This is a genomic window from Citrobacter sp. VF227, from assembly GCF_052950715.1.
Map to the genome: position 1 here is coordinate 90,426 of NZ_JBRFVF010000001.1, position 26,710 is coordinate 117,135.

Annotated in this window: 26 protein-coding genes and 1 pseudogene; 13 read left to right on the forward strand and 14 right to left on the reverse strand. The window is 53.9% G+C overall.

The genetic code is table 11. The features are described from left to right. Nucleotides 1–28: 28 nt before the first annotated feature. A complete protein-coding gene (gene msrB, locus ACU8YC_RS00505; protein WP_061067757.1) occupies nucleotides 29–442 on the forward strand; it encodes a peptide-methionine (R)-S-oxide reductase MsrB in 414 nt (137 codons plus the stop codon). Between the two features lie 42 nt (nucleotides 443–484). Beyond that, nucleotides 485–760, forward strand: coding sequence for a YeaC family protein (locus ACU8YC_RS00510; RefSeq protein WP_151218986.1), 276 nt, complete (start codon nucleotides 485–487; stop codon nucleotides 758–760). Between the two features lie 44 nt (nucleotides 761–804). Here ACU8YC_RS00510 and yajD read toward each other — a convergent pair whose 3' ends face one another. From yajD to sppA, 5 genes and pseudogenes are all read right to left on the reverse strand, one after another. Further along, entirely contained in the window at nucleotides 805–1,149 is a 345-nt protein-coding gene (gene yajD, locus ACU8YC_RS00515; RefSeq protein WP_003030690.1) for an HNH nuclease YajD, read from the reverse strand. A gap of 94 nt (nucleotides 1,150–1,243) precedes the next feature. Further along, nucleotides 1,244–1,921 (reverse strand): annotated as a pseudogene (locus ACU8YC_RS00520) (glycosyl hydrolase family 18 protein); the annotation flags it as partial. Between the two features lie 138 nt (nucleotides 1,922–2,059). Continuing rightward, complete coding sequence (pncA, locus tag ACU8YC_RS00525; RefSeq protein ID WP_151218987.1) at nucleotides 2,060–2,701, reverse strand: bifunctional nicotinamidase/pyrazinamidase; 642 nt, start codon at nucleotides 2,699–2,701, stop codon at nucleotides 2,060–2,062. 14 nt (nucleotides 2,702–2,715) lie between these two features. Next, complete coding sequence (gene ansA, locus ACU8YC_RS00530; protein ID WP_151218988.1) at nucleotides 2,716–3,732, reverse strand: asparaginase; 1,017 nt, start codon at nucleotides 3,730–3,732, stop codon at nucleotides 2,716–2,718. A 55-nt stretch (nucleotides 3,733–3,787) separates the two neighbouring features. After that, nucleotides 3,788–5,644 carry a signal peptide peptidase SppA gene (gene sppA / locus ACU8YC_RS00535; protein ID WP_446894905.1) on the reverse strand — a complete coding sequence of 619 codons (1,857 nt, stop codon included), beginning with the start codon at nucleotides 5,642–5,644 and terminating at the stop codon, nucleotides 3,788–3,790. Nucleotides 5,645–5,818: 174 nt separating this feature from the next. Between sppA and ACU8YC_RS00540 the strand changes: the two genes are divergently transcribed. The 3 genes from ACU8YC_RS00540 to ACU8YC_RS00550 all read left to right on the forward strand — a co-directional run bounded on the left by ACU8YC_RS00540 (nucleotide 5,819) and on the right by ACU8YC_RS00550 (nucleotide 9,481). Further along, a complete protein-coding gene (locus ACU8YC_RS00540) occupies nucleotides 5,819–6,370 on the forward strand; it encodes an NAD(P)H nitroreductase (RefSeq protein WP_151218990.1) in 552 nt (183 codons plus the stop codon). A gap of 116 nt (nucleotides 6,371–6,486) precedes the next feature. After that, nucleotides 6,487–7,530, forward strand: coding sequence for a selenide, water dikinase SelD (gene selD, locus ACU8YC_RS00545; protein WP_187252559.1), 1,044 nt, complete (start codon nucleotides 6,487–6,489; stop codon nucleotides 7,528–7,530). Nucleotides 7,531–7,534: 4 nt separating this feature from the next. Next, on the forward strand, nucleotides 7,535–9,481 hold the full coding sequence (locus tag ACU8YC_RS00550; RefSeq protein WP_446895157.1) for a DNA topoisomerase III: 1,947 nt from the start codon (nucleotides 7,535–7,537) through the stop codon (nucleotides 9,479–9,481). Nucleotides 9,482–9,530: 49 nt separating this feature from the next. On the opposite strand, the gene gdhA is transcribed toward ACU8YC_RS00550, so the two are convergent. Beyond that, the gene (gdhA, locus tag ACU8YC_RS00555) at nucleotides 9,531–10,874 is read right to left on the reverse strand and encodes an NADP-specific glutamate dehydrogenase (RefSeq protein WP_151218991.1); all 1,344 of its coding nucleotides are present in this window, start codon (nucleotides 10,872–10,874) and stop codon (nucleotides 9,531–9,533) included. Between the two features lie 237 nt (nucleotides 10,875–11,111). Here gdhA and ACU8YC_RS00560 point away from each other — a divergent pair, with 237 nt between their 5' ends. Next, nucleotides 11,112–11,387 carry a YnjH family protein gene (locus ACU8YC_RS00560; protein WP_151218992.1) on the forward strand — a complete coding sequence of 92 codons (276 nt, stop codon included), beginning with the start codon at nucleotides 11,112–11,114 and terminating at the stop codon, nucleotides 11,385–11,387. Here ACU8YC_RS00560 and ACU8YC_RS00565 read toward each other — a convergent pair. After that, nucleotides 11,347–11,760: a pyrimidine (deoxy)nucleoside triphosphate diphosphatase gene (locus ACU8YC_RS00565; RefSeq protein WP_151225358.1), complete on the reverse strand. Its 414-nt coding sequence runs from the start codon at nucleotides 11,758–11,760 to the stop codon at nucleotides 11,347–11,349. The genes ACU8YC_RS00560 and ACU8YC_RS00565 overlap by 41 nt on opposite strands. 79 nt (nucleotides 11,761–11,839) lie before the next feature. On the opposite strand from ACU8YC_RS00565, the gene ACU8YC_RS00570 reads away from it, so the two are divergent. Together ACU8YC_RS00570 and ACU8YC_RS00575 are read left to right on the forward strand one after the other, a co-directional pair. Further along, a complete protein-coding gene (locus tag ACU8YC_RS00570; RefSeq protein WP_187259554.1) occupies nucleotides 11,840–12,409 on the forward strand; it encodes a carboxymuconolactone decarboxylase family protein in 570 nt (189 codons plus the stop codon). After that, entirely contained in the window at nucleotides 12,402–13,025 is a 624-nt protein-coding gene (locus ACU8YC_RS00575) for a CDP-alcohol phosphatidyltransferase family protein (RefSeq protein WP_446894906.1), read from the forward strand. The genes ACU8YC_RS00570 and ACU8YC_RS00575 overlap by 8 nt, the downstream gene beginning before the upstream one ends. A gap of 44 nt (nucleotides 13,026–13,069) precedes the next feature. On the opposite strand, the gene ACU8YC_RS00580 is transcribed toward ACU8YC_RS00575, so the two are convergent. The 7 genes from ACU8YC_RS00580 to xthA all read right to left on the reverse strand — a co-directional run bounded on the left by ACU8YC_RS00580 (nucleotide 13,070) and on the right by xthA (nucleotide 20,188). After that, nucleotides 13,070–14,377 (reverse strand): sulfurtransferase, encoded by a 1,308-nt coding sequence (locus ACU8YC_RS00580; protein WP_446894907.1) that lies wholly within the window; start codon nucleotides 14,375–14,377, stop codon nucleotides 13,070–13,072. An 88-nt stretch (nucleotides 14,378–14,465) separates the two neighbouring features. Continuing rightward, nucleotides 14,466–15,098, reverse strand: a complete 633-nt coding sequence (locus ACU8YC_RS00585; RefSeq protein WP_151218997.1) for an ATP-binding cassette domain-containing protein — start codon at nucleotides 15,096–15,098, stop codon at nucleotides 14,466–14,468. Continuing rightward, complete coding sequence (locus ACU8YC_RS00590) at nucleotides 15,098–16,633, reverse strand: thiamine ABC transporter permease (RefSeq protein ID WP_446894908.1); 1,536 nt, start codon at nucleotides 16,631–16,633, stop codon at nucleotides 15,098–15,100. Before ACU8YC_RS00590 ends, ACU8YC_RS00585 begins: the two co-directional genes overlap by 1 nt. Then, the gene (locus ACU8YC_RS00595; RefSeq protein WP_446894909.1) at nucleotides 16,606–17,775 is read right to left on the reverse strand and encodes an ABC transporter substrate-binding protein; all 1,170 of its coding nucleotides are present in this window, start codon (nucleotides 17,773–17,775) and stop codon (nucleotides 16,606–16,608) included. The genes ACU8YC_RS00590 and ACU8YC_RS00595 overlap by 28 nt, the downstream gene beginning before the upstream one ends. 31 nt (nucleotides 17,776–17,806) lie before the next feature. After that, nucleotides 17,807–18,505 (reverse strand): TVP38/TMEM64 family protein, encoded by a 699-nt coding sequence (locus ACU8YC_RS00600; protein WP_187259550.1) that lies wholly within the window; start codon nucleotides 18,503–18,505, stop codon nucleotides 17,807–17,809. Continuing rightward, the gene (locus ACU8YC_RS00605) at nucleotides 18,502–19,158 is read right to left on the reverse strand and encodes a TVP38/TMEM64 family protein (RefSeq protein ID WP_187253018.1); all 657 of its coding nucleotides are present in this window, start codon (nucleotides 19,156–19,158) and stop codon (nucleotides 18,502–18,504) included. Before ACU8YC_RS00605 ends, ACU8YC_RS00600 begins: the two co-directional genes overlap by 4 nt. A gap of 223 nt (nucleotides 19,159–19,381) precedes the next feature. Next, on the reverse strand, nucleotides 19,382–20,188 hold the full coding sequence (xthA, locus tag ACU8YC_RS00610) for an exodeoxyribonuclease III (protein ID WP_043016615.1): 807 nt from the start codon (nucleotides 20,186–20,188) through the stop codon (nucleotides 19,382–19,384). Nucleotides 20,189–20,632: 444 nt separating this feature from the next. On the opposite strand from xthA, the gene astC reads away from it, so the two are divergent. From astC to astE, 5 genes are read left to right on the forward strand one after another with little or no spacing between them, the layout of a single operon-like run. Then, on the forward strand, nucleotides 20,633–21,853 hold the full coding sequence (gene astC / locus ACU8YC_RS00615; RefSeq protein ID WP_151219000.1) for a succinylornithine/acetylornithine transaminase: 1,221 nt from the start codon (nucleotides 20,633–20,635) through the stop codon (nucleotides 21,851–21,853). Then, the gene (gene astA / locus ACU8YC_RS00620; protein WP_446894910.1) at nucleotides 21,850–22,884 is read left to right on the forward strand and encodes an arginine N-succinyltransferase; all 1,035 of its coding nucleotides are present in this window, start codon (nucleotides 21,850–21,852) and stop codon (nucleotides 22,882–22,884) included. Before astC ends, astA begins: the two co-directional genes overlap by 4 nt. Further along, entirely contained in the window at nucleotides 22,881–24,359 is a 1,479-nt protein-coding gene (astD, locus tag ACU8YC_RS00625) for a succinylglutamate-semialdehyde dehydrogenase (RefSeq protein ID WP_446894911.1), read from the forward strand. Before astA ends, astD begins: the two co-directional genes overlap by 4 nt. Then, nucleotides 24,356–25,699: an N-succinylarginine dihydrolase gene (gene astB, locus ACU8YC_RS00630; protein WP_151225364.1), complete on the forward strand. Its 1,344-nt coding sequence runs from the start codon at nucleotides 24,356–24,358 to the stop codon at nucleotides 25,697–25,699. The genes astD and astB overlap by 4 nt, the downstream gene beginning before the upstream one ends. After that, nucleotides 25,692–26,657, forward strand: a complete 966-nt coding sequence (gene astE / locus ACU8YC_RS00635; RefSeq protein WP_151219003.1) for a succinylglutamate desuccinylase — start codon at nucleotides 25,692–25,694, stop codon at nucleotides 26,655–26,657. The genes astB and astE overlap by 8 nt, the downstream gene beginning before the upstream one ends. Nucleotides 26,658–26,710: the final 53 nt, after the last annotated feature.

Genomic DNA, 26,710 nt, shown 5'->3' on the forward strand with positions numbered 1-26,710 from the left:
GAGTTTAGATAAAGTGAGATGTGAGCAAATGGCTAATCAACCTTCTCCAGAAGAACTGAAAAAAAATTTAACCGAAATGCAGTTCTACGTGACGCAGAATCACGGGACAGAACCGCCATTTACCGGGCGTTTGCTGCATAACAAGCGTGACGGCATCTACCATTGTCTGATCTGCGACAAACCGCTATTTCGTTCCGAGACAAAATATGACTCTGGTTGCGGCTGGCCCAGCTTTTACGAGCCCGTCAGTGAAGAGGCTATCCGTTACATAAAAGATACGTCACATGGCATGCAGCGCATTGAAATTCGCTGTGGTAACTGTGATGCGCACCTCGGACACGTCTTTCCGGATGGCCCTAAACCTACCGGTGAACGTTACTGCGTTAACTCAGCGTCTTTGAACTTCACCGATGGTGAAAACGGTGAGCAAACCAAGGGCTGAGGAAACGATTCAGCAAATTATTCTACGAAGAGTGGATTTAACATGAATCTTGATGAGATGATCAACAGCATGACGCCGGAAGTTTATCAGCGCTTATCTACAGCCGTTGAACTCGGAAAATGGCCGGATGGCGTCGCGCTAACGGCAGAACAAAAAGAGAACAGTTTACAGTTGGTGATGTTATGGCAGGCGCGAAACAATATTGACGCGCAGCATATGACGATTGATACCAATGGTGAGATGGTGATGAAGAGTAAGCAACAGCTGAAAGTGGAATTTGGTATTATGCCCGAACCGATTGCGACGTTTAAATCCTGATTATCCAGGCCCGACAAACATCGGTGTCGGGCCCGCAGTTGATGTTATTTCTTATTCATCATCGCCTTCAGATCGGCAAACGGATTATATTTCGCCTCGCCGACGTCTTTCTGCGCATCTTCCCCCGCCACTACAGTAGAACCATACTGATCCACCTCAGTATATTTCGAATGCTCATGATCGTGGCAATACAGGCATAACATCTCCCAGTTGCTACCATCTTCCGGGTTATTGGAGTGATCGTGATCGATGTGATGTACCGTCAGCTCGCGCAGATTGGAATACACGAACTCACGTGAACAACGTCCGCAAACCCAGGGGAAGAGTTTTAGCGCCTTTTCCCGGTATCCGACTTCCAGACGGGCGTAATTTTTAGGGATAAAAGCCATAAAAGCGCATGCCTCCAGTAGATAATGAAGAGCTGCGCCAAAAGCTGGCGCAGCAGAATGGGCTAATCATAACCTATTGTGTCAGGCGTTGGGATCAGTGTTTGATGCCTAGCGAATCGGCTAACTGCCTCGCCAATTGATTATTGTCATCTGCGCCGTACTCCCAGAACATGGCGCCTCCCAACCCTTTGCTTTTGATGTAGTCGGCTTTTATCGCCACCGAACGCGGATTTTCATAGGAGAGGGCAAAGAGTGCTTTTCCATCCGCAGACTGCACCGACAGCCACGGCACTTTCGCTTCATCATCCCAATGTTGGCTAAAGCGTTTTTGCGGATCGTTGATCAACTTCGCCACAATATCGTTGTACTTCACATAGGTATCTTTGCTCAGATCGACGCCCAGTGATTTGAACAACTCAATTTGCGCTGGCCCGAAATAGGGCTGGGTAGCCGGGTTTTTCTGCGCGTCAGGTTTGCTCCAGTCAATACCTGGCTCAATGGCGCGTTTTGGTACGCGTCCATAAAAGCCAATGCCCAGATTCATTTGGCTCGATTTCAGACCGGCTGCGAGATAGTTACTGACCACAAAATCGGCGCTGTACTTATCCGCCGCCGCGACCGTCGGCCATTGCGTCGAATTATACAGGTTCGAGTTAAAATACTGGGTGCCGTAAGCCATGTCATAGGTCATCAGGTTGATGTAATCGAGCGATGGCGCAATGGCTTTCACATCTACCCAGCTTTTCGGACTTTCCGAATTCGCACCCACTGCATGTTGGTGAAGCGACAAGCTGTTTGGGCAGGTGTTATTGGTTGGAAATTACGCCACCAAATGGGGCTGCGAGTCTCTTTTTTGGCCTACAGATTTGCAGAAATGCGCAAATCTGTAGGCTGGAGGAGGCGTTTAAAATTATTTGTGCTGGGTTTCCAGCCAGTCATCAAGTGTATACAGCGTTGCGCCCGCCGCCGCCATATCTATAAAGGCGTTTGCACTGTCCTGGGGTTGAATATTAACGCCACGGCAACCGTCGGTAATAACGCTGACGGTATAACCCAAGTCGAGCGCATCGAGAACGGTAAATTTGACGCAATAATCAGTTGCCAGCCCCATGATGATGAGGTCGGTAATATGATGTTGCTGTAGCCACGCATTCAGTGCTGTAGCCTGGCGACGACCGTTATCAAAAAACGCACTGTAACTGTCGACCAGCGGGTTCTCGCCCTTGGTAAAGGTTTGAGTTATTGCCCGCTGGTTCAGCAGTGGATGCAGGGTTGCACCTTCGCTGTGCTGTACGCAATGGTCAGGCCAGAAGGTTTGCGCGAGGCCATCGAGTTGTCCCTGACTGTAGGGGGCAACCTGATGCTGACTGGCAAAGCTGCCGTGATGAGCCGGGTGCCAGTCCAGGCTGGCAACGACGGTGTCACCGCGTATGGCACACCAGTCAATCAGACGGTTGGCAATATCAATTGTGCTGTCGCCTTGCGGAACGGCGAGCGCACCACCGGCACAAAAGTCATTTTGTAAATCGACCAACAGTAAGGCTCGGGTCATGGGCATAAACTCCTTTATTCGTCCGGGGTAAGCTCACCGCGCAGATTTTGCGTCATTGCTTCACGAATGGTCTGCGTATCCAGTCCCTGACTCAGTAAATAGTGCAATTTGGTGAGCGTGGCTTCGACCGTCATATCCGCGCCGCCAATCACACCCGCATGTGCCAGGGCATTCCCCGTCGCATAGCCCCCCATATTTACCTTGCCGGACATGCACTGGGTCAGGTTAACCACCACAATGCCACGTGAGCTCGCATCTTCAAGTTCTTGCAGAAACTCTTTATTTTGCGGCGCATTGCCCACGCCGTAAGAACGCAGAATTAACGCTTTTACCGGCTGGCGCAGGAAGTTTCGCACCACATCAGCGGAGATACCGGGGTAAATGGTGACCACGCCAATCGGTTGTGGCGTAATAGGGTGCACAATCAGTTCGCCGGTGCCATGTGGTGCAGGCGGTGTCCCCAGGCGACGAATGTGGATCCCTGCCTCCAGCAGCGGTGCAAGGTTGGGTGAGGCAAAGGCGTCAAAACCATCGGCGTGCGCTTTAGTGGTACGGTTGCCACGAAATAGTCGATTGTTGAAAAACAGAGTCACTTCATTAATCGGATAATTTGCCGCAACGTACAGCGCATTGAGCAGGTTGATTTGCCCGTCTGAGCGTAGCTCGGCTAACGGTATTTGTGACCCTGTCACAATTACGGGCTTACCCAGATTTTCCAGCATAAAAGAGAGCGCCGAAGCCGTAAACGCCATGGTGTCGGTGCCGTGCAGAATAACAAAGCCATCATAATCGTCGTAGTGCGCTTTAATGTCTTCCGCAATATGCTGCCAGTCTTCCGGTGTCATATCGGAGGAATCCATCAGCGGGGCGTATTCGTGGATGGTGAAGTCTGGCATCTCCGGACGGTGGAATTCAGGCATCAATGCCAGCTGGCGCTGCAGGTGACCGGAAACGGGAATATAACCCTGTTCTGAGCGCTGCATACCAATGGTACCGCCGGTATAGGCAACGTAAATTGATTTTTTCTGCATGACTTTTCTTCTGTCTCAAAGAAAACCCCTCTTCATCCCGAAGAGGGGTCAATAGTTAGCGAACGTTGGCGCAGGTCAGGCAAAACGCATAGCGGTTTTGCGGATCGTTGAATGCGGCCAGCTTATCGCTTTCGGCTTTTACTGCACTGGCCGCAGAGGCCAGCGGTGGCGGGAGCATAGCCTGTATGGCGTCAGGTAACATGGCACGAACGGAGCCTGACATGCTGTTCATCACCATATCAACGAATGTTGGTTCGTCCTGATAATACTCAATGTGCCACTGTTTCAGTTTGCCAAGCTCAGCCGCTTTCGCGATGGCGTCGTCAAAATCACCGAGGCTATCTACCAGACCGTTGGCCTTCGCATCCTGACCGGTCCAGACGTGGCCCTGGGCGATTTTGTCAATCTGCTCAGGCGTTGTCTTACGCGCATCTGCGACCAGCGTGATAAAGCGCTTGTAGCCGTTCTCAATGCTCAGTTGCATCATCTGCTGCACTTCCGGCGGTAATGCTTTGGTGACGGAGATATCGGCCAGCGGGGAGGTCGCTACGCCGTCAGTATGTACGCCGATAGAGTCCAGGCTATTTTCAACGGTATTGATCACACCAAAGATGCCGATTGAACCGGTCAGAGTGCTGGGGTTCGCCACAATGTAGTTGGCTGGCGTGGAGATCCAGTACCCACCGGAGGCTGCCATGCCGCCCATGGACACCACAACCGGTTTACCCGCCGCTTTTGCCGCAGCCAGCTCAGCACGGATCACTTCAGAGGCGCTCACGCTGCCACCAGGGCTGTTAACGCGCAGAACAATGGCTTTCACTTTCGGATCAAGACGCGCTTCACGGATTTGTGCGGCAGTGGTGTCACCGCCCACATTCCCAGGCGTTTCTTCACCGTCCATAATCGCGCCATTGGCGAAGATAACGCCAATACTGTCGCCAGTGTCGGCCGGGGTTTTCAGCGTGTAATCGTAATAGCTGATGGCGCGGTAGTTTTTATCCGCTTTGCTCCAGCCAAACTGTTTGGTCAGCATTTTTTCGACTTCAGCGCTGGAGGCGAGTGCATCCACCAGTTTGTTGTCGAGCGCATATTTCGCGGTATCACCATCGACTTTCGTCAAACCGTCCAGCATGGCCTGCGCGCCGGGGAACACCTGTTGTGCAGGGATTTGGCGGTTGGCGGCGACCGTGTTGAGATAGTTCTGCCACAGCTCGCCGATCCAGCGGCTGTCTGCTTCACGCGCGGCAGGAGACATATCATCGCGGATAAATGGCTCGACGGCAGACTTATAGGTTCCGACGCGGAACACGTGTGTGGAAACTTTCAGCTTGTCGAGCAAGGATTTGTAGTACAGGCCGTTGGTGGCAAAGCCGTGCAGATCAACGGAACCTTGTGGAGAGAGGTAAATTTTGTTGGCAAAACTGGCGAGATAATACTGCCCCTGGCTGAAGTTATCGCCCAGGGCAAAGACCGGTTTACCGCTATCGCGGAATTCCCGTAGCGCTTTGCCGATATACTGCATGGACGGCTGATCGGCCCCGGCAAAGTTTTTCAGGTCCATCACGATACCGGTGATGTTGCGGTCATCTTTCGCCTGGCGAATGGTATTCACGATATCGAACAGGGAGTTTTCCTGCAGACGATCGGAACTGGCGCCAAACAACTGACGGCCAATAACGCTTAACCGACTGGTACTCGAGGGCTTATCAACAATCACGCCCGAGATATCCAGCAGCAGTGCGCCTCGCTCAGCATGTTCGCTGGTGTTGCTGCTACTGACCTGCATCCAGATGCCCACACCAACCAGCACCAAAAAGATGAAGAACAGGTTAAGCACAAATTCACGGACGAAATTGAGTAATCGCCATGTCCATTTAAAAAATCCGGCAATAAATCGCCACAGGGTTCGCATGTATTCTCCCTACCGATTAACAACACGCCACCCGAAATTCCGGAGAAAGGCGTTAAGATGAGGCTATCGTAATGACCCGACAGGCACTTGTCAGCAGGAATCGCCGCCTGTGCTGTAACAAAATCCGCTCACGTGTTAATTTTGTGAACAAATTTCATTGTTGGAGTTAAGCAAATGGATGCACTCGAATTACTTATCACCCGTCGTAGCGCTTCTCGTCTCGTCGAGCCAGCCCCGACAGGAGAGCAACTGCAAAATATTCTGCGGGCGGGAATGCGCGCTCCGGACCACAAAACGCTGCAACCGTGGCAATTCTATGTCATTGAGGGAGAAGGGCGTGAACGCTTTAGCGCCGTACTTGAGAAAGGCGCGATTGCCGCAGGTAGCGATGAAAAAGCTCAGGAAAAAGCGCGCAGCGCACCGTTTCGCGCGCCGCTGATTATTACCGTGGTGGCGAAATGTGAAGAAAACGACAAGGTTCCGCTGTGGGAACAGGAAATGTCTGCCGGTTGTGCAGTAATGGCCATGCAGATGGCGGCAGTTGCCCAAGGCTTTGGCGGTATCTGGCGCAGCGGTGCATTAACCGAAAGTGCGGTTGTTCGCGAAGCATTCGACTGTCGTCCACAGGATAAAATCGTCGGTTTCCTCTATCTGGGCACACCGCAGCTCAAAGCCTCCACGACGATTAACCTGGCCGATCCGAGCGCATTCGTCCGTTATTTCTGATAACAACGGCAAAACTGTCTGGATTATGAGCAAAGAGACCCGAATTCAGACAGTCACTCTTACCACATCATGGAATGAGCGCTACCATATCCGGATTGCACTGACAGGAGATGTCCATGAGCGAGCAAGCTATTCGTTTAACGCAATACAGCCACGGAGCCGGTTGCGGTTGTAAAATTTCCCCCAAAGTACTGGAAACCATCCTGCACAGTGAGCAGGCGAAGTTTGTTGATCCGAACTTACTGGTGGGTAATGAAACACGCGATGACGCGGCGGTATACGATCTGGGGAACGGCACCAGCGTAATCAGTACCACCGATTTTTTTATGCCGATTGTCGATAATCCGTTTGATTTTGGGCGTATTGCCGCCACTAACGCCATCAGCGATATTTTCGCCATGGGCGGCAAACCGATTATGGCAATTGCTATTCTTGGCTGGCCGCTTGATAAGCTGGCGCCGGAAATCGCCCGCGAAGTCACCGAAGGTGGGCGCTTTGCCTGCCGTCAGGCGGGTATCGCGCTGGCGGGCGGTCACTCTATTGATGCCCCTGAGCCTATCTTTGGTCTGGCGGTAACCGGTATTGTCCCGACCGAACGTGTGAAGAAAAACAGCACCGCCGAGGCAGGATGCAAACTGTTCCTGACCAAGCCGCTGGGGATTGGCGTCCTGACTACCGCAGAAAAAAAATCACTGCTGAAGGACGAACACAAAGGACTGGCGACGGAAGTGATGTGCCAGATGAACATTGCTGGTGCGGCATTCGCCGACATAGACGGCGTGAAAGCCATGACCGACGTTACTGGTTTTGGTCTGCTGGGACATCTGAGTGAGATGTGTCAGGGGGCCGGCATTCAGGCGCAGATCGTCTACCAGGATATTCCTAAGCTTCCCGGTGTTGAAGAGTACATTGCACTGGGCGCAGTGCCGGGTGGCACCCAGCGTAACTTTGCCAGCTACGGCCACCTGATGGGTGAAATGCCGCAGTCGGTACGCGATCTGCTCTGCGATCCGCAAACCTCCGGCGGTTTGCTACTGGCGGTAACGCCGGAAGCTGAGGCTGAAGTTAAAGCGGCAGCGGCGCAGTTTGGCATCGACCTCACCGCGATTGGTGAGTTAGTGGAAGCTCGTGGCGGTCGCGCCATGGTTGAGATCCGTTAACTCGATGCGGTTGTTTATTGCCGAAAAACCGAGTCTGGCGCGCGCTATCGCCGATGTGTTGCCAAAGCCACATCGCAAAGGTGACGGCTTTATTGAATGCGGAAACGGACAAGTGGTGACCTGGTGCATCGGTCACCTGCTTGAGCAGGCGCAGCCAGACGCCTACGACAGTCGCTATGCTCGCTGGAGTCTGGTCGATCTGCCGATTGTCCCGGAAAAGTGGCAACTGCAGCCGCGTCCCTCAGTGACCAAGCAACTTAACGTCATTAAGCGTTTATTGCATGAGGCCAGTGAAGTCATTCACGCAGGTGACCCCGATCGTGAGGGGCAACTGCTGGTGGATGAAGTGCTGGATTACCTGCAACTGGCGCCTGAAAAGCGCCAGCAGGTGCAACGTTGCCTGATTAACGACCTTAACCCGCAGGCTGTGGAGCGGGCTATTGAGCGTCTGCGCGCCAACAGTGAGTTTATTCCGCTGTGCGTCTCGGCGCTGGCGCGTGCGCGTGCCGACTGGCTGTACGGCATCAATATGACGCGCGCTTACACCATTCTTGGGCGTAATGCGGGTTATCAGGGCGTACTTTCGGTCGGACGCGTACAGACGCCAGTGCTCGGCCTGGTGGTGCGTCGCGATGAAGAGATTGAAAACTTTGTCGCCAAAGACTTCTTTGAGGTAAAGGCGCATATCGTGACGCCTGCTGATGAGCGGTTTACCGCTATCTGGCAGCCGAGCGAAGCGTGTGAGCCGTATCAGGATGAAGAAGGGCGCTTGCTGAATCGCACGCTGGCTGAACACGTGGTAAACCGCATTAACGGTCAGCCAGCGATAGTCACCAGCTATAACGATAAACGGGAATCAGAATCTGCGCCGCTGCCGTTCTCGCTGTCGGCATTGCAGATTGAAGCGGCGAAACGCTTTGGCTTAAGCGCCCAAAACGTTCTGGATATCTGTCAGAAGCTGTATGAAACCCATAAGCTGATTACCTATCCGCGTTCGGATAGCCGCTATCTGCCGGAAGAACACTTTGCCGGACGTCACGCGGTGTTGAACGCGATTAGCGTTCATGAGCCGGATCTGCTCCCACAACCGGCGGTCAATCCAGATACGCGAAACCGCTGTTGGGACGATAAAAAAGTGGATGCGCACCACGCCATCATTCCTACCGCACGCACTTCGTCCATCAACCTGAATGACAACGAAGCGAAAATCTACAACCTGATTGCCCGTCAGTATCTGATGCAATTTTGCGCGGATGCGGTATTCAGGAAGTGCGTTATTGAGCTGGATATCGCCAAAGGCAAGTTTGTCGCCAAAGCACGTTTTCTGGCGGAAGCCGGATGGCGCACGCTGCTTGGCAACAAAGAGCGCGACGAAGATAACGACGGGACGCCGTTGCCGGTGGTGGCAAAAGACGACGAGTTGCTGTGTGAAAAAGGCGAAGTGGTTGAACGCCAGACTCAACCGCCACGACACTTTACCGATGCCACGCTACTGTCAGCAATGACCGGGATTGCGCGCTTTGTGCAAGACAAAGATCTGAAAAAGATCCTGCGTGCAACGGATGGCCTGGGAACGGAAGCCACACGCGCCGGGATTATCGAGCTGCTGTTTAAACGTGGTTTTCTGGTGAAGAAAGGGCGTTATATCCATTCCACCGATGCCGGAAAAGCGCTATTTCACTCACTACCTGAAATGGCGACGCGTCCGGATATGACCGCGCACTGGGAATCTATCCTGACCCAAATCAGTGAAAAGCAGTGTCGTTATCAGGACTTTATGCAACCGTTGGTGGGAACGCTGTATCAGCTTATCGATCAGGCGCGCAGCACACCGGTACGACGCTTTCGTGGAATTGCTGCACCGGACGGTGGTGGTGGCGATAAGAAAAAGAGTGCGCCGCGTAAACGCCCGGCGAAAAAAAGCCCGCCATCTGAAGAGGCGGGCGTGTAGTTTCCAGGTCGGATAAGGCACGTGTGCCGCATCCGGCGTACGGAATGAATTAGATCACTCCCTGGCCCAGCATCGCGTCGGCAACTTTCACGAAGCCCGCGATGTTGGCGCCACGTACGTAGTTGGTTTGCTTGCTTTCGCCGCCGTACTCAACGCAGGCATGGTGAATATCCAGCATGATGTGGTGCAGGCGCGCATCCACTTTCTCCGCTTTCCAGCCCAGACGTGCGGCGTTCTGCGCCATTTCCAGACCGGATGTGGCGACGCCACCGGCATTGGCGGCTTTACCCGGCGCAAACAGTACGCCCGCTTCGAGGAACTGGTCGGTGGCTTCGATGGTGGTCGGCATGTTCGCGCCTTCAGCCACGGCCTTGACGCCGTTGGCGATAAGCATTTGCGCGGCTTCCACATCGAGTTCGTTCTGCGTGGCACACGGTAGGGCGATGTCGACCGGAACTGACCACGGTTGTTTGCCTTCCAGGTAGGTCAGGCCAAACTCACGGGCATAATCTGCTACGCGACCGTCGCGGCTGTCTTTGATTGCGCACAGCCGCGCCAGTTTTTCTTTGGTAAATCCGCTTTCATCGACCACAGTACCGCTGGAATCGGAGGCGGTAACCACCCGCGCGCCAAACTCCATGGCTTTCTCAATGGCGAATTGGGCTACGTTACCGGAGCCAGAAACCGCTACGCGCATACCTTCAAAGCCCAGACCATGGCGTTTGAGCATCGCTTCGGTGAAATACACCAGACCGTAGCCGGTCGCTTCCGGGCGGATCAGACTGCCGCCGAAAGAGAGACCTTTACCGGTAAAGACGCAGGCGCTGTTGTTGGAGAGTTTTTTCATCATCCCGGCCATAAAGCCGACTTCACGGCCGCCCACACCGATATCGCCCGCCGGAACATCTGTATCGGGACCTAAATGGCGGAACAGTTCGGTCATCAGCGCCTGGCAGAAACGCATGATTTCGCCTTCACTTTTCCCTTTTGGATCGAAATCGCTCCCGCCTTTACCTCCGCCCATTGGTAGCGTGGTGAGGGCATTCTTAAACGTCTGCTCGAAGCCAAGGAATTTCAGGATCGACAGGTTCACGGAAGGGTGGAAACGCATACCGCCTTTGTATGGGCCAATGGCAGAACTAAACTGCACGCGCCATGCGCGGTTGACCTGCACCTGATTGCGGTCGTCCAGCCAGACTACACGGAACTGGATTACGCGCTCCGGTTCAACCAGACGCTCCAGCAATGACATCTGGCGATAACGCGGGTTTTGTTCAAGGAAAGGCCATAGCGTGGTCATCACCTCACGAACGGCTTGCGCGAACTCGGTCTGATTCGGGTCGCGCTTTTGCACATGGTTAAGGAATGACTCCAGAGAACATGTCTGATCCATAGATATAAGAACCTCTTATGTATTGATATGGTTATATTTTTGATTTTTGTGTTAAGTGTTGTGCAGTTTTTGACTATACCATCAGCACTGTGACGCGACGCAAGAAAAAATTAACCCCGCTAAGTAAATTAATATTGCGTCGTGGGTCATAACTAAAAGCGATGATCGAAGAGGCTAAAGTTTCTGCCGATTTATACCGTTATACTGAGCATAATTGTCAGTTAAAAAGGAAAGAATATGCGCCGTTTAATCGTGGCAGGCGTGTTGGCCCTGGTGTCCAGCGCGACGCTGGCAAATCAGCTTTATCGCCCGGACGTGCAGGTGAATGTACCGCCGGAAGTGTTTAGCTCCAGCGGTCAGCGGGCGCAACCCTGTAGTCAGTGCTGTATTTATCAGGATCAAAACTACTCAGAAGGGGCAGTGATTAAAGCGGACGGCGTTTTGCTTCAGTGCCAACGCGATGAAAAAACGATCAGCACAAATCCGCTGGTCTGGCGTCGCGTAAAAGAATAAACGCTTCCAGTAGTGGGATATCAGCAGGCGCCAGCGGATAACGCAGCGCCTCTTCGGGTGAACACCAGACGATATCCTGATGTTCATACGCTTTCAGTTCCCCCTGATATGACGGTACATGCCAGGCATGTAAGTGAATCAGTCGGCCCGAAACTTCGCGTTGATGGCTGGCAATGTAGCGACCCACGACCGCCTCAATGCCCAACTCTTCACGCAATTCACGGATCAGCGCCTCGGGTTGATTTTCGCCCGATTCAACCTTGCCGCCCGCAAACTCCCACATCCCTGACTGATCCGTATGCTGCGGACGTTGAGCCAGTAAAATTTTGCCATCACGTTCAATAATAGCGGCGACCACGTCGAGGGTTTTCATTATATTCATCAAGATCTAATGACAGAAAATGACATATTATCGTTATCTTTGTTTTATCTAAAGTATTCAGGAGCAACCGTTGAATGATCCTCAGTCGTGGGTAAAACCGTTAACGCGCATCCCTTCCAGTTTAAAACCGCTCGTTGCTACGCAGAAAAAGCATTATGGCGATGTATTGCATCCTACTCGCTGGTGGGGGCGGATGCCGTTTCTGTTCTGGCTGGTGGCGCTGTTTGTCGGATTTCTGGAGCGTAAAAAAGCACGTTTAACGCCGGTGATGCGCGCGCTGTTGATGACCCGCGTTTCTCAGGTGTGCCACTGCGCTTTCTGCGTTGATGCCAACAGTTTACGGTTGGCTGAACGCTGTGGCGCGCTGGATAAAGTCTTACAGGTTGCCAACTGGCAAGAATCGACGCTATTTAACACAGAAGAGCGCGTAGCGCTGGCCTATGCTGATGCGGTCACCGCTACGCCTCCACAGGTTGACGCTGCGCTTAAAGCGCAGATGAAGCAGCATTTTACCGAGGACGCCATTACTGAAATGACCGCGTTGATTGCGTTTCAAAATCTCTCGGCGCGTTTTAATGCCGCTCTCGAGATCCCTTCCCAGGGGCTGTGCGACAGCCTTAAAGGACGCCCGCATGCTTGATCGTCATCTTCATCCGCGCTTAAAACCGCTTTTGCATCGCTGCGTGGGCATTATTGATAAGCCTGCGATTACGCCGGACGGGCTTACGCTGGTCGGTTTTGCTATTGGCGTGTTGGCCTTGCCATTTCTGGCGTTAGGCTGGTATCTGGCAGCGTTGGCGGCGATTGTGCTTAATCGGCTTTTTGATGGGCTGGATGGGGCGCTGGCGCGGCGCAGAGGGCTAACCGACGCGGGAGGATTTCTTGATATCTCGCTCGATTTTCTGTTTTACGCCTTGGTACCATTCGGTTTTATGCTCGCCGATCCGGCGGCTAACTCGCTGGCTGGTGGCTGGCTACTGTTCGCCTTTATGGGAACCGGCAGCAGCTTTCTGGCCTTTGCCGCGCTGGCGGCGAAACATCAAATTGATAACCCGGGGTACGCGCATAAATCGTTTTATTATTTGGGGGGGCTGACCGAAGGTACCGAGACGATTATGCTGTTTGTGTTGGGGTGTCTGTTCCCGGAATATTTTGCCATGATGGCGTGGGTCTTTGGCACACTGTGCTGGATGACGACGTTTACCCGGATCTGGAGCGGATACCTGACACTGAAAGCGGTCCAGCGTCAGGCGTAGCGTATTGCGTTGCCGGATGCGCTTATCCGGCAATAATGACAGCCTTACTTGCTGGTTTCAGGACCCCGTTCACCGCTGGCAACCGGATTTTTGGGATTGCTGCTCCACTCATACCAGCCGCCGTCGTAGACTGAGACGTTTTTCCAACCCATCGCTCGGGCGTACATAAATGTTTCCGAAGCACGCCAGCCGGTACCGCAATAGAACGAGACCTGCTGCTGTGGCAGGATATTCCATTGCTTCCACATGGCGGCGATGTCATCCGCACTGCGCATGGTGCCATCCGGGTTATGGAAATCTTCCATGTGGGTGGAATCACTGCCCGCGTGGCCCCAACGTGCGCCTGCGATCTCACCTTTTGGCTTAATGTAGCTATAGCCGCTGGTGGTACCGACAAATTCCGGCCATGAACGAATGCTCACCAAAGACGCATCCTGGCGATGCAGCAGACCGCGAGCCTGTTCCATATCCAGCATCAACTGCGGCTGGGCGGGAATGGTCACGCCGAAATCAGGTTCTGGTTTCACCGATGGCGCAGTGCCGCGTTCAACCGGTAAACCTGCGTCGGACCAGGTTTGCCAGCCGCCGTCGAGTAGACGAACATCTTTTACGCCTGCATACAGCATAATTTGCGCCACGCGCGCGGCGGCATAGACATCACGGCCGTATAAAATCACCGTGGTGTCATGGCGGATGCCGTGCTTCGCCAGCATCGCTTTGAGCTGGTCGTCTGACACTTTGTTCCACAGCGGTTCGCTTTCGACTTCGTTGGTATCAATGTAGCCCGCACCGGGGATATGGCTCAACAGATACAACTTCGGTGCGCCCCAGGCGGCCTCAATCACTTTCCAGTCACCCGCTGGTTTAGCGGTTACGTTTTTACCCTGCTGCAGGTCGTGAAGCCACTGCGGGTACACCAACTGTTCGAAGTGCGGCAGACGTTGCAGGCGGGCAGGGGCCGTAAGCGCATCGCTGAGGGTAGAGATATGGTTAAAGCCAACTTTTTGCAGGCGGGAATTGACAGCCTGCATGTCGTTATCGCTGCCATACAGCGCCACCGGCGCATCGGTGCTGAGTTGATGTGACTTAACCCAGGCGCTGAGTTGTTCATCATTCATCTTGTCTAGCCAGGCAGCAGACAGGTTCAGAGCGGAAGGTTCGTGTCCTGAAGGGCCATTAAGCGACTGCGGCCAGCCGTTGTAAAAAGCGCTCTGACGGGTATCGATCGCCGCGCCTTGCTTTTGGTGTAACTGGTCGAGGGTGAGCGTCTGTGCTGTTTCAGCAGCCCAGGAGGAAGCGCAAGCGAGCCCTAAAGCAAGTGCCAGCGCGGTCATTTGAGAAACACGTTTCATCGAATAGCCCGACGTTGAAAAAAAGAGGACGACATTCTGTGCCGCAGGTTAAGTAAAAACCTTGCGTTAACGCAGCATATCGCCACATTCACGCCCAGTTTTCCATCTGTAATACACGACCTGCTGGCGGGACATCCTGCGCGTCATGGGTAACCTGCACCACTGGAATACCCTGCTTACGTACCTCGGTAAAGACCCACTGACGAAAGGTATCACGCAGCGACGCGTCCAGCCGACTAAAGGGTTCATCAAGTAACAGTGCCTGGGGCTGAGCCAGTAGCGCGCGGAGCAGGGCGACACGCGAGCGTTGTCCGCCGGAGAGCGACGCCGGATCGCGCGAATAAAAACCGGCCAGGTCCGCACGTGCGAGAGCGCTTTCCACCGCGTGTCGTCTGGCTGGTCCTTGCAGACTGGCGGGCAGAGCCAGCAGTAAATTCTGCCCAACGCTGAAATGGTCAAACAACAACGCATCCTGGAACAGAATGCCAATCTGGCGCTGCGCCGTAGGCAGCGCGTCAACGCGTCGTTCGTTGAGCCACAGCTCGCCTGATGCCTGAAACTGCGGCGACAACGCCCCGACCATCCACGAAAATAACGAAGACTTTCCGCTGCCGGAAGAACCCATAATTGTGACAATGTCACTTTTATCAACCTGAAAGGTAACGTTCTTCAGCAGCGCAGTCGCACCCTGGTACAACGAAACGTTTTGCACAATGAGCATTAGCGGAGTCCTTGTCGAAAGCGGCCAATCCATGCAGCGAGAAATGCGACCAGGGCGAAAATGGTGAGTGGCAACAGAAGTTGCCATAGCGCCTGGGTTGCCAGAATAGCAGTGCTACCGCCGCTGCTTAATGCGACCGCTTCGGTGGTTAACGTGGGAAAGCGCCCAGCACCTAACCACTGCGTCGGCATATACTGGGCGATACTGACAGAGAATCCTACCGCGAAGGCAATCAGCGCCGGGCGAGCCAGTAGGGGACATTTTACCTGCCAGAATATGCGGCTCCGTGTCCAGCCCAGCGTTTGCGCAATCAAAATCAATCGCGGGTCAATGCGCTGCCAGGCCGGTTTAAGCACAAATAGCATCCAGGGCATCACCCACAGCAGGTGGCCCCAGATAATGGTCATCATCAGTCCATCCTGTCCGGCATATAACGCCAGCAGATATTGTCCGGTTACCAGCGGTAGTGCGGGCAAAATCAGCGGTAGCCAGACCCAACGGTGTCCGGTTTGCGGCCCCCATTCCAGCCAGGCAAAAAGTATTAGCAGCGCCAGCAGGCTGGAGACAAGTCCCAGTTGCAGACTATTGCTGAGCGCCTCGCTATTTAGCGATGAATAGCTGGCGAGCAGCGCCAGAACCAGCGCGGATACCATACCGCTAAGGGGTAAAAGTTGTACTAACGAACGTTCGGTTGTACAGGATGGAAAACGCAGGCGTTCACCGGTTACTGCGGGAATGGTGCGTCGCCAGACGCGCCACAACAGATACCCTGCCAGCGCGATGATGAGGAGCAACAGCACCAGCAACAGGCTGGCGAGCGCGCCTTTCCCCTGCTGCCCGGCATCGCCCTGACTGAGCCATTGCCAGCTCAAAACGGCAAGCGTTGGCGGATTTCCGGGGCCAAGAACGATTGCCACATCCACAACGGAGAGTGACCAGGCGACAATCGCCAGCATCGCTTTACCTGAGGCTGGGGCGATTGAAGGCAGGATTAGCCAGTTCAGGCATTGCAGTCGGCTGTAGCCCAGCGAATCCAGAACGATAACCTGCTGCGAAAGGTGTTTTTCGCTCAGTTGGGCTGAGAGGATCCATAACAAAAAGGCGCTTTCTTTCACCGCCAGCGTCACGCCAAGTCCAATGCCGTAACGGTCTGGCTGTGGGCTGAGGAACGGGAGCCATTGCCAGATTTTACCGCCTTCAGCAAAAATCAACAGCGCGCTGGTGGCGAAGGCAACGTGCGGAATCGCCAGCAGCCACGGAAGGCGCGAGCACAGACGCGCCCAGCCAGCGCCGGGCCATAAGGCGAGGATTGCCAGTAGTGCAATGATCAGTGCGCCGCCGGCAGCGAGTCCTGTGGAAACAAGCGTCGCCAGTAATGCCTGCGCAAGTTGAGGGTCGGCAAAGAGCGCCAGCCAATGGGTCAGACTAAGGGCTGGCACTATCAGAGAGAAAACCGCTGGCGCCAGCGGCAGATAAACTGCCACCATGATGGCCCAGAGTAGCAAAATTAATGCGTACCGTAGCGGCGTAGCCATTCTTGTTCCAGAGCGTTTACCCAGGCGGCATGCGGTTCTGGCAGCACGGCGGGAAGTCCTTGCGGGATCCGTGCCAGCAGTGCATCACGTTGTTCGACGGGCAATTTTTGTGGATCAAGCACCGAAGGATCTCCCCAGACAGTTGAGTCGGCTTTACGCAGTTGTGCTTCGGGCGAAAGCAGGAAGTTTGCCACGACTTTTGCTCCTGCACTGGCGCGGGCATTCGCCGGAATGGCAACAAAGTGCACGTTGCCGAGCATGCCCTGTGAGAAACCAAAACTGTAGCTGCTTTTAGGCAATTCGCCGCTGGCTACTTTTTGCTGCGCGTGGGCAGGGTTAAAGGTCAATGATAAACGCAGGGTTCCAGAATTGAGTAGCGCATCCATTCGTGCAGGCGAGGGCGGAAAGTCTTTACCTTCACGCCACAGTACAGGGTGCAGTGTATCAAGATAATGCCACAATGGCGCGGTAACGTCGGCGAATGTGGCTGTATCTGGTACGATTTTAAGCGCTTGTGGTTGCGTGGTGAGCGAAATTAACAACTGCTCCAGAAACGCCGTGCCGGTAAAGTCTGGTGGACGCGGATAGGTCACCGTGCCAGGATGCGCCTGGGCAAATTCCAGCAGCGCCTGTGGGGATTGCGGTGGCTGCGCGGTGAGATCGCGCCTCGCGATGAAGGTTAGCTGTGCGCCACCCCAGGGGGATTCAGCCCCCTCGGTTGGAACGGAGAAATCTTCGCTCACCGGTTTTTGGGTATCAACATAGCGCCAGTTAGGCAACGTTTGCGCCCACTGGGTTTGCAGCAGCCCGGCTTCTTTCAGCGTACGAAAATTTTCGCCGTTTACCCACAGTAAATCGACAGACCCCCCGGTTTTTCGCCCGGATGCAGCTTCAGTCTGAATGCGTTTTACCGCGTCGGCGGCATCTGCGAGACGTACGATTTTCAGGTTTATGGCATAGTGTGTTTTCATCTCGCCGCTAACCCAGTCGAGATACTGGTTAACTGCGTTGTCGCCACCCCAGGCATTGAACCACACCGTCTGACCGCGGGCGTCATTTTTGATTTGCTGCCAGTCGGCATCCTGGGCAAACGTCGCCAGCGGACAGAGCAATAAACTCAGGCAGAATAAGCAGTAACGCATAGTATCTCCATTGCTAAAAATGGGGGAATTCTCAGGTTTTTTTTCGTTGATGTTCAAGATACAGGCTTCTCGCCACTGAAATCATCACGCTCAGGGCGAACAGGATGAACAGTCCGGTCACAAACCAAAATGTACCGCCGGTTAACAGGCTACCCGCCCATGAATAGACGATAGTGGCGGGTAACTGGCCGATGCCGGTGGCAATGAAAAAATGGCGAAACCGAATCGAGGTCAGGCCTGCTGCGTAGCTTACCGGATCGAACGGTACAAAAGGTAACAGGCGACAGACAAGAATGGTGTGCTTGCCATAGCGCTCGAAAAAAGCGTCCATGTTGTTCAACACCGTTTTTCCGGTCAGTTTCTCCACCGCGCCACGGCCTAAAACGCGAGCAATAAAAAAGCACAGCGCCGCGCCGGTCATCGCGCTGCACCAGGACAGTACGCCGCCCCAAAATGCGCCAAACAGCGAGGCGTTGGCAAAGGTGATCACAAAGGCCGGAAGGGGGGCTACGATGGCCTGTAAGAGCATCAGGAAGAAAGAAACAACCGCCGCCTGAGTTCCGTAAGAACGAATGAAATTCTCAATGGCATGCTGATCGAGCGTGGCAAATGCCGCCAGGCTGGCGCGGAGAAAATCGCTCACACCAGGTATCCACGCCCACGCCATCAGCGCGAGCAGCAACAGGATAATCACTCCTGCCCGGTAGAAATGGATGCGTCGTTTTATCATTTATCTGCGCACTCGTGAGGAGCTGATGGATCGACATGCTTATAACGAGCCCAGGCTTTGGCAGCCTGTACGAGGACAAAAAGCGCCAGCCCCGCAACGCTGAGCTCACCGATAAATGTCCAACTAATTCCTTCGCTGGCCAGTTCGTGCGACATCAGCGTATAGATAAAGATGCCTGGTAAGGTGGTTACAGCAGATATCACGGTAAATGACCAGAACGGAATGGCCGTCAGCCCATAGGCGTAGTTTTGAATGTTATAAGGGAACAGCGGCACGAGGCGGGTGAGGATAAGAAAGTCAACTCCGCTATGGGCAATGCCTTTTTCGATAGCCTGAAACATTGCCGTATGCCCAACGTATTTTTGCAGCAGTTCCCGGCCCAGCCATCGCGCCAGCAAAAAAGACAGCGATGAAGCCACAGTTGCCGCCACTAATGAGATAACCGTCCCGGTCACGGGGCCAAACAGCACACCGCCAACGATCACCAGGATGCTGCCTGGGATGAGACACAACGCCGCGAGAATGAACAGCAGGATAAAAAGCGTATAGCCGAACATGCCGCTCTGGCGGATGACGTCTTGTAAATGATGGAAATTAGTTATCAGGTCGGTCAGACCGTAATGATGGAAAACTCCCGCCAGAACGCAGAACAGGGCCCCGACAATCAGCAGCCGGTATTCTGCTTTATGCGAGCTTCTTTTTCATGGGGGTTCTCCTGTAAAACTGAGTGCAATGCAGCATTTTCATCAGCGAAAAGTGCGCGCGAAGATATAGTAAAATTCCGACTACAACAATGAATTACCGTTGCTTTATTGATTTTGCACCAAATAAACACACTCTCCAGGCCTGGCCCGGAGAGTGCAAAAACGCAAAAGATTAGACGCGGAATTTAGCCCATACCGGCGCATGATCGGACGGCTTTTCCATGCTGCGAATTTCATAATCGATGCCGGTTTCTTCGCAGCGCTCCGCCAGCGGGTTGCTCGCCAGCAGCAGATCAATACGCAGGCCACGGTTATCGTCAAAGCCTTTTGAGCGGTAATCAAACCACGAGAACTGGTCGTTCTTTTCAGGATAGGCGTGACGGTAGGTATCCACCAGACCCCAGCCCAGCAGACGCTCCATCCACTCGCGCTCTTCCGGCAGGAAGGAGCATTTTCCGGTACGCAGCCAGCGTTTACGGTTCTCTTCGCCAATGCCGATATCGAGATCGGTTGGGCTAATATTCATATCGCCCATGATCAATACCGGATTGTCGCGCTTCAGCTCTGTCTCAAGATAGTTTTGCAGGTTCTGATAAAACGCGGCTTTGGCCGGGAATTTGGTTTCATGGTCACGGCTTTCGCCCTGCGGGAAATAACCGTTGATCACCGTGATGCTGCCCAGAGGAGACGGAATTTCCGCCATGATGATACGACGCTGCGCCTCTTCGCCATCGCCTGGGAAGCCACGACGCACCGCAATTGGTGTTTCTTTTGTTAACAACGCGACGCCGTAATGACCTTTCTGGCCATGATAAAAGACGTTATAACCGAGTTTTGCCACCTCTTCGAGAGGGAACATATCGTCGTGGACTTTTGTCTCCTGTAAGCCAATCACATCCGGTTGGTGTTTTTCGACAATGGCTGCCAGTTGATGGGGACGGGCCCGCAGGCCGTTGATATTAAAAGAGACAAATTTCATAGTCACTGCCACTTTGCAAGATGAATAGTGCAAGGATGGTAGCAGAATTTCTGCAGACTGACTGCTTCTTGTCACGTGATTCCAACAATGATTGCTAATGGTGTTAACGATGGAGCAAAAACTGCACCGTTTTGGCGCGAAGCGCGTCGGAATGGGGCAATAATTTCCGAAAAATTTCGTATACGATCACAATTCCAGAATTATATTTGGCGACTGAATAAAACTGCGTTTTTTCCTCTGTTTAGTCGCCTGATGCGCAAACATATTCACTTTATATGCACATATAGTGAATATCGTCACGTTGTAACTTGTTGATATTCCGTCCTGGACCTCCGTTTATGCACTTTTTTCGCTGGCTGGCACGAACCCTGCAATCTACATTTACACCGCAAACACTATATTTATTAACATATACATAACCTTTTATTTACCGTTGAGGTCGCTATGTCTCTGTCAATTACGCGTGAAAATTTTGATGAATGGATGATGCCCGTATACGCTCCGGCCCCTTTTATTCCGGTACGGGGTGAAGGTTCACGTCTGTGGGATCAACAGGGTAAAGAGTATATCGATTTCGCGGGAGGCATTGCGGTTAATGCGCTGGGCCACGCACATCCAGCATTGCGTGAGGCATTAAACGACCAGGCGAGCAAATTCTGGCATACGGGAAATGGTTACACCAACGAGCCGGTATTGCGTCTGGCGAAAAAGCTGATTGACGCCACCTTTGCCGAGCGCATTTTCTTCTGTAACTCAGGGGCAGAAGCCAACGAAGCGGCGTTAAAACTGGCACGTAAATATGCTCATGATCGTTTTGGTAGCCAGAAGAGCGGCATTGTGGCGTTTAAAAATGCTTTTCACGGCCGCACGCTATTTACCGTCAGTGCTGGTGGTCAGCCTGCTTATTCACAGGATTTCGCGCCGCTGCCGCCGGATATCCGCCATGCCGTGTATAACGATCTCGATTCTGCCAGCCAACTGATTGATGACAGCACCTGTGCGGTCATCGTCGAGCCTGTGCAGGGCGAAGGCGGCGTGGTGCCGGCAACAAACGCGTTTCTGCAAGGGCTGCGTGAATTATGCGATCGCCATAATGCGCTGCTGATTTTTGATGAAGTTCAGACCGGGGTTGGCCGTACTGGCGAGCTGTATGCCTATATGCATTACGGCGTTACGCCGGACCTGCTGACTACCGCAAAGGCGCTGGGCGGCGGTTTCCCTATTGGCGCACTGCTGGCGACAGAGCATTGCGCCAGTGTGATGACGGTAGGTACGCACGGTACAACGTACGGCGGAAACCCACTGGCCACTGCGGTGGCGGGTAAACTGCTGGAAATTGTTAACACGCCGGAAGTGTTGAACGGAGTCAAACAGCGACATGACTGGTTTGTGGAGCGTATTAGCGCCATTAACGAGCGTTTTGAACTGTTTAGTGAAATTCGTGGACTTGGACTGCTGATCGGCTGCGTGCTGAATGCGGAATATGCAGGGAAAGCGAAACTTATCTCACAAGAAGCGGCTGTCGCCGGGGTGATGGTACTGATTGCTGGTGCGAATGTGGTGCGTTTTGCGCCAGCGTTAAACGTCAGCCAGGAAGAAGTTGCTACCGGCCTGGATCGCTTTGCGCTGGCCTGCGAACGCATTAAAGCAGGAGGTTCATCATGATGGTGATTCGTCCCATTGAACGTGCTGATATCACCGCGTTGATGCAGCTTGCCAGTAAGACCGGCGGCGGATTGACCTCGCTACCGGCGAATGAAGCGACGCTAATGGCACGTATCGAACGTTCGCTACAAACCTGGCGCGGTGAGTTGCCCAAAAGTGAGCAGGGATATGTGTTTGTGCTGGAAGACAGCACCAGCGGAACCGTGGCGGGGATTTGCGCCATCGAAGTGGCGGTGGGGCTTAACGATCCCTGGTACAACTACCGGGTTGGGACGCTGGTGCATGCCTCGAAAGAGCTGAACGTATATAACGCGCTGCCGACGCTGTTTCTGAGTAACGATCACACGGGTAGCAGCGAGCTTTGCTCTCTGTTTCTCGATCCCGACTGGCGTAAAGAGGGCAACGGCTATTTGTTGTCGAAGTCGCGCTTTATGTTTATGGCGGCATTTCGTGACCGGTTTAATGAAAAGGTGGTGGCCGAGATGCGCGGCGTAATCGATGAGCACGGTTACTCCCCCTTCTGGGAAAGCCTCGGCAAACGTTTTTTCTCAATGGAATTCAGCCGGGCGGATTTTCTCTGCGGAACAGGGCAAAAAGCGTTTATTGCTGAATTAATGCCCAAGCATCCTATTTATACCGATTTCCTGTCTGATGAAGCACAAAGCGTGATTGGTCAGGTACATCCGCAAACGGCACCCGCGCGGGCGGTGCTGGAGAAAGAGGGATTTCGCTATCGCAACTATGTCGATATTTTTGACGGCGGGCCGACCCTGGAATGCGATATTGACCGGGTGCGGGCGATTCGTAAAAGCAGACTGGTTGAGGTGGCTGAAGGGCAGCCTGCACAGGGGGATTATCCGGCTTGTCTGGTTGCCAATGAAAACTATCAAAACTTTCGCGTCATGCTGGTTCGTGCCGACCCGAATACTCAACGTCTGGTGCTGACGGCGGCACAACTGGATGCCCTGAAATGCCACGCGGGCGACCATGTACGTTTTGTGCGTCTTTGTGCAGAGGAGAAAACAGCATGACATTATGGATAAACGGCGACTGGGTAACAGGGCTCGGCGAGCGTCGGGTGAAAACCAATCCTGTCAGTGGAGATGTGCTGTGGCAGGGTAATGATGCTGATGCAACTCAGGTGGCGCAGGCGTGCCACGCAGCGCGTACGGCTTTTCCTGGCTGGGCAAGGCAGACTTTTGCCGCGCGTCAGGCGATTGTGGAGAAATTTGCTGCTCTGCTGGAAAGCAATAAAGCCGGGCTAACACAGATTATCGCCCAGGAAACCGGAAAACCTCGTTGGGAAGCCGCCACGGAACTGACGGCGATGATCAATAAAATTGCTATCTCCGTGAAAGCTTACCATGCCCGCACCGGAGAGCAGCATAGCGAATTACCGGATGGCGCGGCAACGTTGCGCCATCGCCCACACGGCGTGCTGGCGGTTTTTGGCCCATATAACTTCCCAGGTCATTTACCTAATGGACATATTGTTCCGGCACTGCTGGCAGGCAATACATTGATTTTCAAACCCAGCGAGCTGACGCCGTGGACCGGTGAAGCCGTGGCAAAGCTGTGGGCGCAAGCGGGATTACCGCCGGGGGTGCTGAACCTGTTACAGGGCGGGCGTGAAACGGGGCAGGCGCTGAGCGCGCTGGAAGACCTCGATGGTCTGCTGTTTACCGGCAGCGCCAATACTGGTTATCACCTGCATCGACAGTTATCTGGTCAGCCGGAAAAAATCCTCGCCCTCGAAATGGGAGGGAACAACCCGCTGATTATTGAGAACCCGGAAGATATTGATGCTGCTGTGCATCTGACCATTCAATCTGCGTTTGTTACCGCCGGACAGCGTTGTACCTGCGCTCGTCGCCTGTTAGTTAAAAAAGGCGCGCAGGGTGATGCGTTCCTCGCACGTTTGGTGGAAGTCAGCCAGCGTTTAATGCCCGGTAACTGGGACGCAGAACCGCAGCCATTTATTGGCGGGCTGATTTCCGAACAGGCCGCGCAGCACGTTTATGGTGCCTGGCAGCGTCTGGAGTCGTTGGGTGGACGTACGCTGTTAGCCCCACGTCTGGTGAAAGGCGGAACATCACTGCTGGCTCCCGGTATCATTGAACTGACCGGAGCGGCGAACGTACCGGATGAAGAGGTTTTTGGCCCTCTGCTTGGCGTCTGGCGCTATGACAGCTTTGATGACGCGATTCGCATGGCGAACAACACCCGTTTTGGACTGTCTTGTGGGTTAGTTTCACCCGATCGCAGCCAGTTTGATCAACTGCTGCTGGAGGCGCGGGCAGGGATCGTCAACTGGAATAAACCGTTAACTGGCGCGGCGAGTACAGCGCCGTTTGGTGGTGTAGGTGCTTCCGGAAACCATCGTGCCAGCGCGTGGTATGCCGCAGATTATTGCGCCTGGCCGATGGCAAGTCTGGAATCACCAGCCTTAACGCTGCCAACAGCGTTAAGCCCTGGCCTGGATTTTTCTCGTGAGGATAAGCGATGAAAGCCCGTGAGATAAATTTTGATGGTTTGGTGGGGCTTACTCACCACTATGCTGGATTGTCATTTGGTAATGAGGCCTCAACCAAACACCGTTTTCAGGTGTCGAACCCACGTCTGGCGGCGAAACAGGGTCTGCTAAAGATGAAAGCGCTGGCGGATGCGGGATTTCCCCAGGCGGTGATCCCGCCCCATGAGCGGCCTTATATTCCGGTGCTACGGCAGTTGGGATTTAGCGGCAGCGACGAACAGGTGCTGGGGAAAGTGGCGCGTCAGGCACCGCACTGGCTTTCCAGTGCCAGCTCCGCATCGCCGATGTGGGTGGCGAATGCGGCAACGGTCTGCCCTTCAGCAGATGCGCTGGACGGGAAACTGCATCTGACGGTGGCGAATCTGAATAACAAGTTCCACCGTTCGCTGGAAGCGCCAACCACTGAAGCGTTGTTAAGGGCTATCTTTCGTGATGAGCATCGCTTTGCGGTCCATGGTGCATTACCCCAGGTGGCGCTTTTCGGTGATGAAGGTGCGGCCAACCATAACCGCCTTGGCGGGGAGTACGGCGGCCCCGGCGTACAGCTATTTATTTATGGTCGTGAAGAAGGGAATGCGTCCCAGCCGACGCGCTATCCGGCGAGGCAATCTCGTGAGGCCAGTGAGGCAGTCGCGCGACTGAATCAGGTCAACCCGCATCAGTGTATTTTTGCCCAGCAAAATCCGGATGTCATCGATCTTGGCGTGTTTCATAACGATGTGATTGCGGTGTCGAATCGCCAGGTGCTGTTTTGTCATCAGCAGGCGTTTGTCAGACAGCAGGCATTGTTGACGCAGTTGCACAGCCAAGTGGCAGGTTTTACGCCGCTGGAAGTCCCGGCTGCTGAAGTGTCGGTGCAGGATGCGGTGACGACCTATTTGTTTAACAGCCAGTTATTGAGTCGTGATGATGGCTCGATGATGCTGGTTCTGCCACAAGAGTGTCGGGAGCATGCGGGCGTGTGGCGGTATCTGAACCGTCTGCTTGAGGAAGACAATCCGATCGATGAGCTGCGGGTATTTGATCTGCGTGAAAGCATGTCCAACGGCGGCGGTCCGGCGTGTTTGCGCCTGAGAGTGGTGCTTACCCCTCAGGAGCAGCAGGCCGTGAATCCGGCGGTTTTCATGAACGATACGCTGTTTAACACGCTGAATAACTGGGTTGATCGATACTATCGCGATCGTCTTACCGCCGCCGACCTTGCTGACCCGCAACTGCTGCGCGAGGGACGTGAAGCTCTGGATACATTGACACAATTGCTTAGTCTCGGCTCGGTTTATCCTTTCCAACTGGAGAGGTCGAACCATGAATGATTTTCTGACCCAAACGCTTGCAGGGATAACCCCCGAGCAAACCAAGGGCACCGCTCGCGGTTTTTCATGGCAGTGGCTCGGCTACGGGATTCTGGAGCTGACGCCGGACGCACCGGTCGAACATTCTCTGGTGCTGTCCGCGGGGATCCACGGCAATGAAACGGCCCCGGTAGAGATCCTGGATTCATTGCTGTCCAGTCTGTTTCGCGGTGAGTTGACGCTGACATGGCGGCTGCTGGTGATTCTGGGCAACCCACTGGCGCTGGCGGCGGGAAAACGGTATTGCCATAGCGACCTGAATCGAATGTTTGGCGGCCGTTGGCAGGTTCTCGCCGCGAGTGATGAAACGCAACGTGCCCATGAGCTTGAGCTGTGTCTGGAAGATTTTTATACGCGCGCGCAAGAGTCAGTACGCTGGCATCTGGATCTGCATACCGCGATTCGCGGCTCACAGCATCTGCGTTTTGGCGTGCTGCCACAACGAAATATTGCCTGGGACGAAGATTTTCTGGGGTGGTTGGGAGATGCAGGACTTGAGGCGCTGGTGTTCCATCAGACGCCTGGCGGTACGTTCACCCATTTTAGCGCTGAACATTTTGGCGCGTTGGCCTGTACACTGGAACTGGGTAAAGCGCTGCCGTTTGGGCAAAACGATCTGTCCCAGTTTGCGCAGACGGCGGATGCGCTGGCGAGGCTGCTGCAAGGCGAGCGAATGCCTGCAGGAAAAACATCTCCGCTGCGTTACCGCGTGGTATCGCAAATCACGCGACGTAGCGACGATTTCATTCTTCATATGGATAACCAGACGCTCAACTTTACCCCTTTTAAAGAGGGAACTTTGCTGGCGCAGGACGGTGATGAACGTTTTATTGTCACCCATGATGTTGAATACGTTCTCTTTCCGAATCCCAGTGTGGCCTGTGGTTTACGTGCCGGGTTGATGCTCCAAAAAATGTGATAAATATATATGCCCTGATGGTTTATTCCTAAGGGCTTATTTTTGCGTGCTGT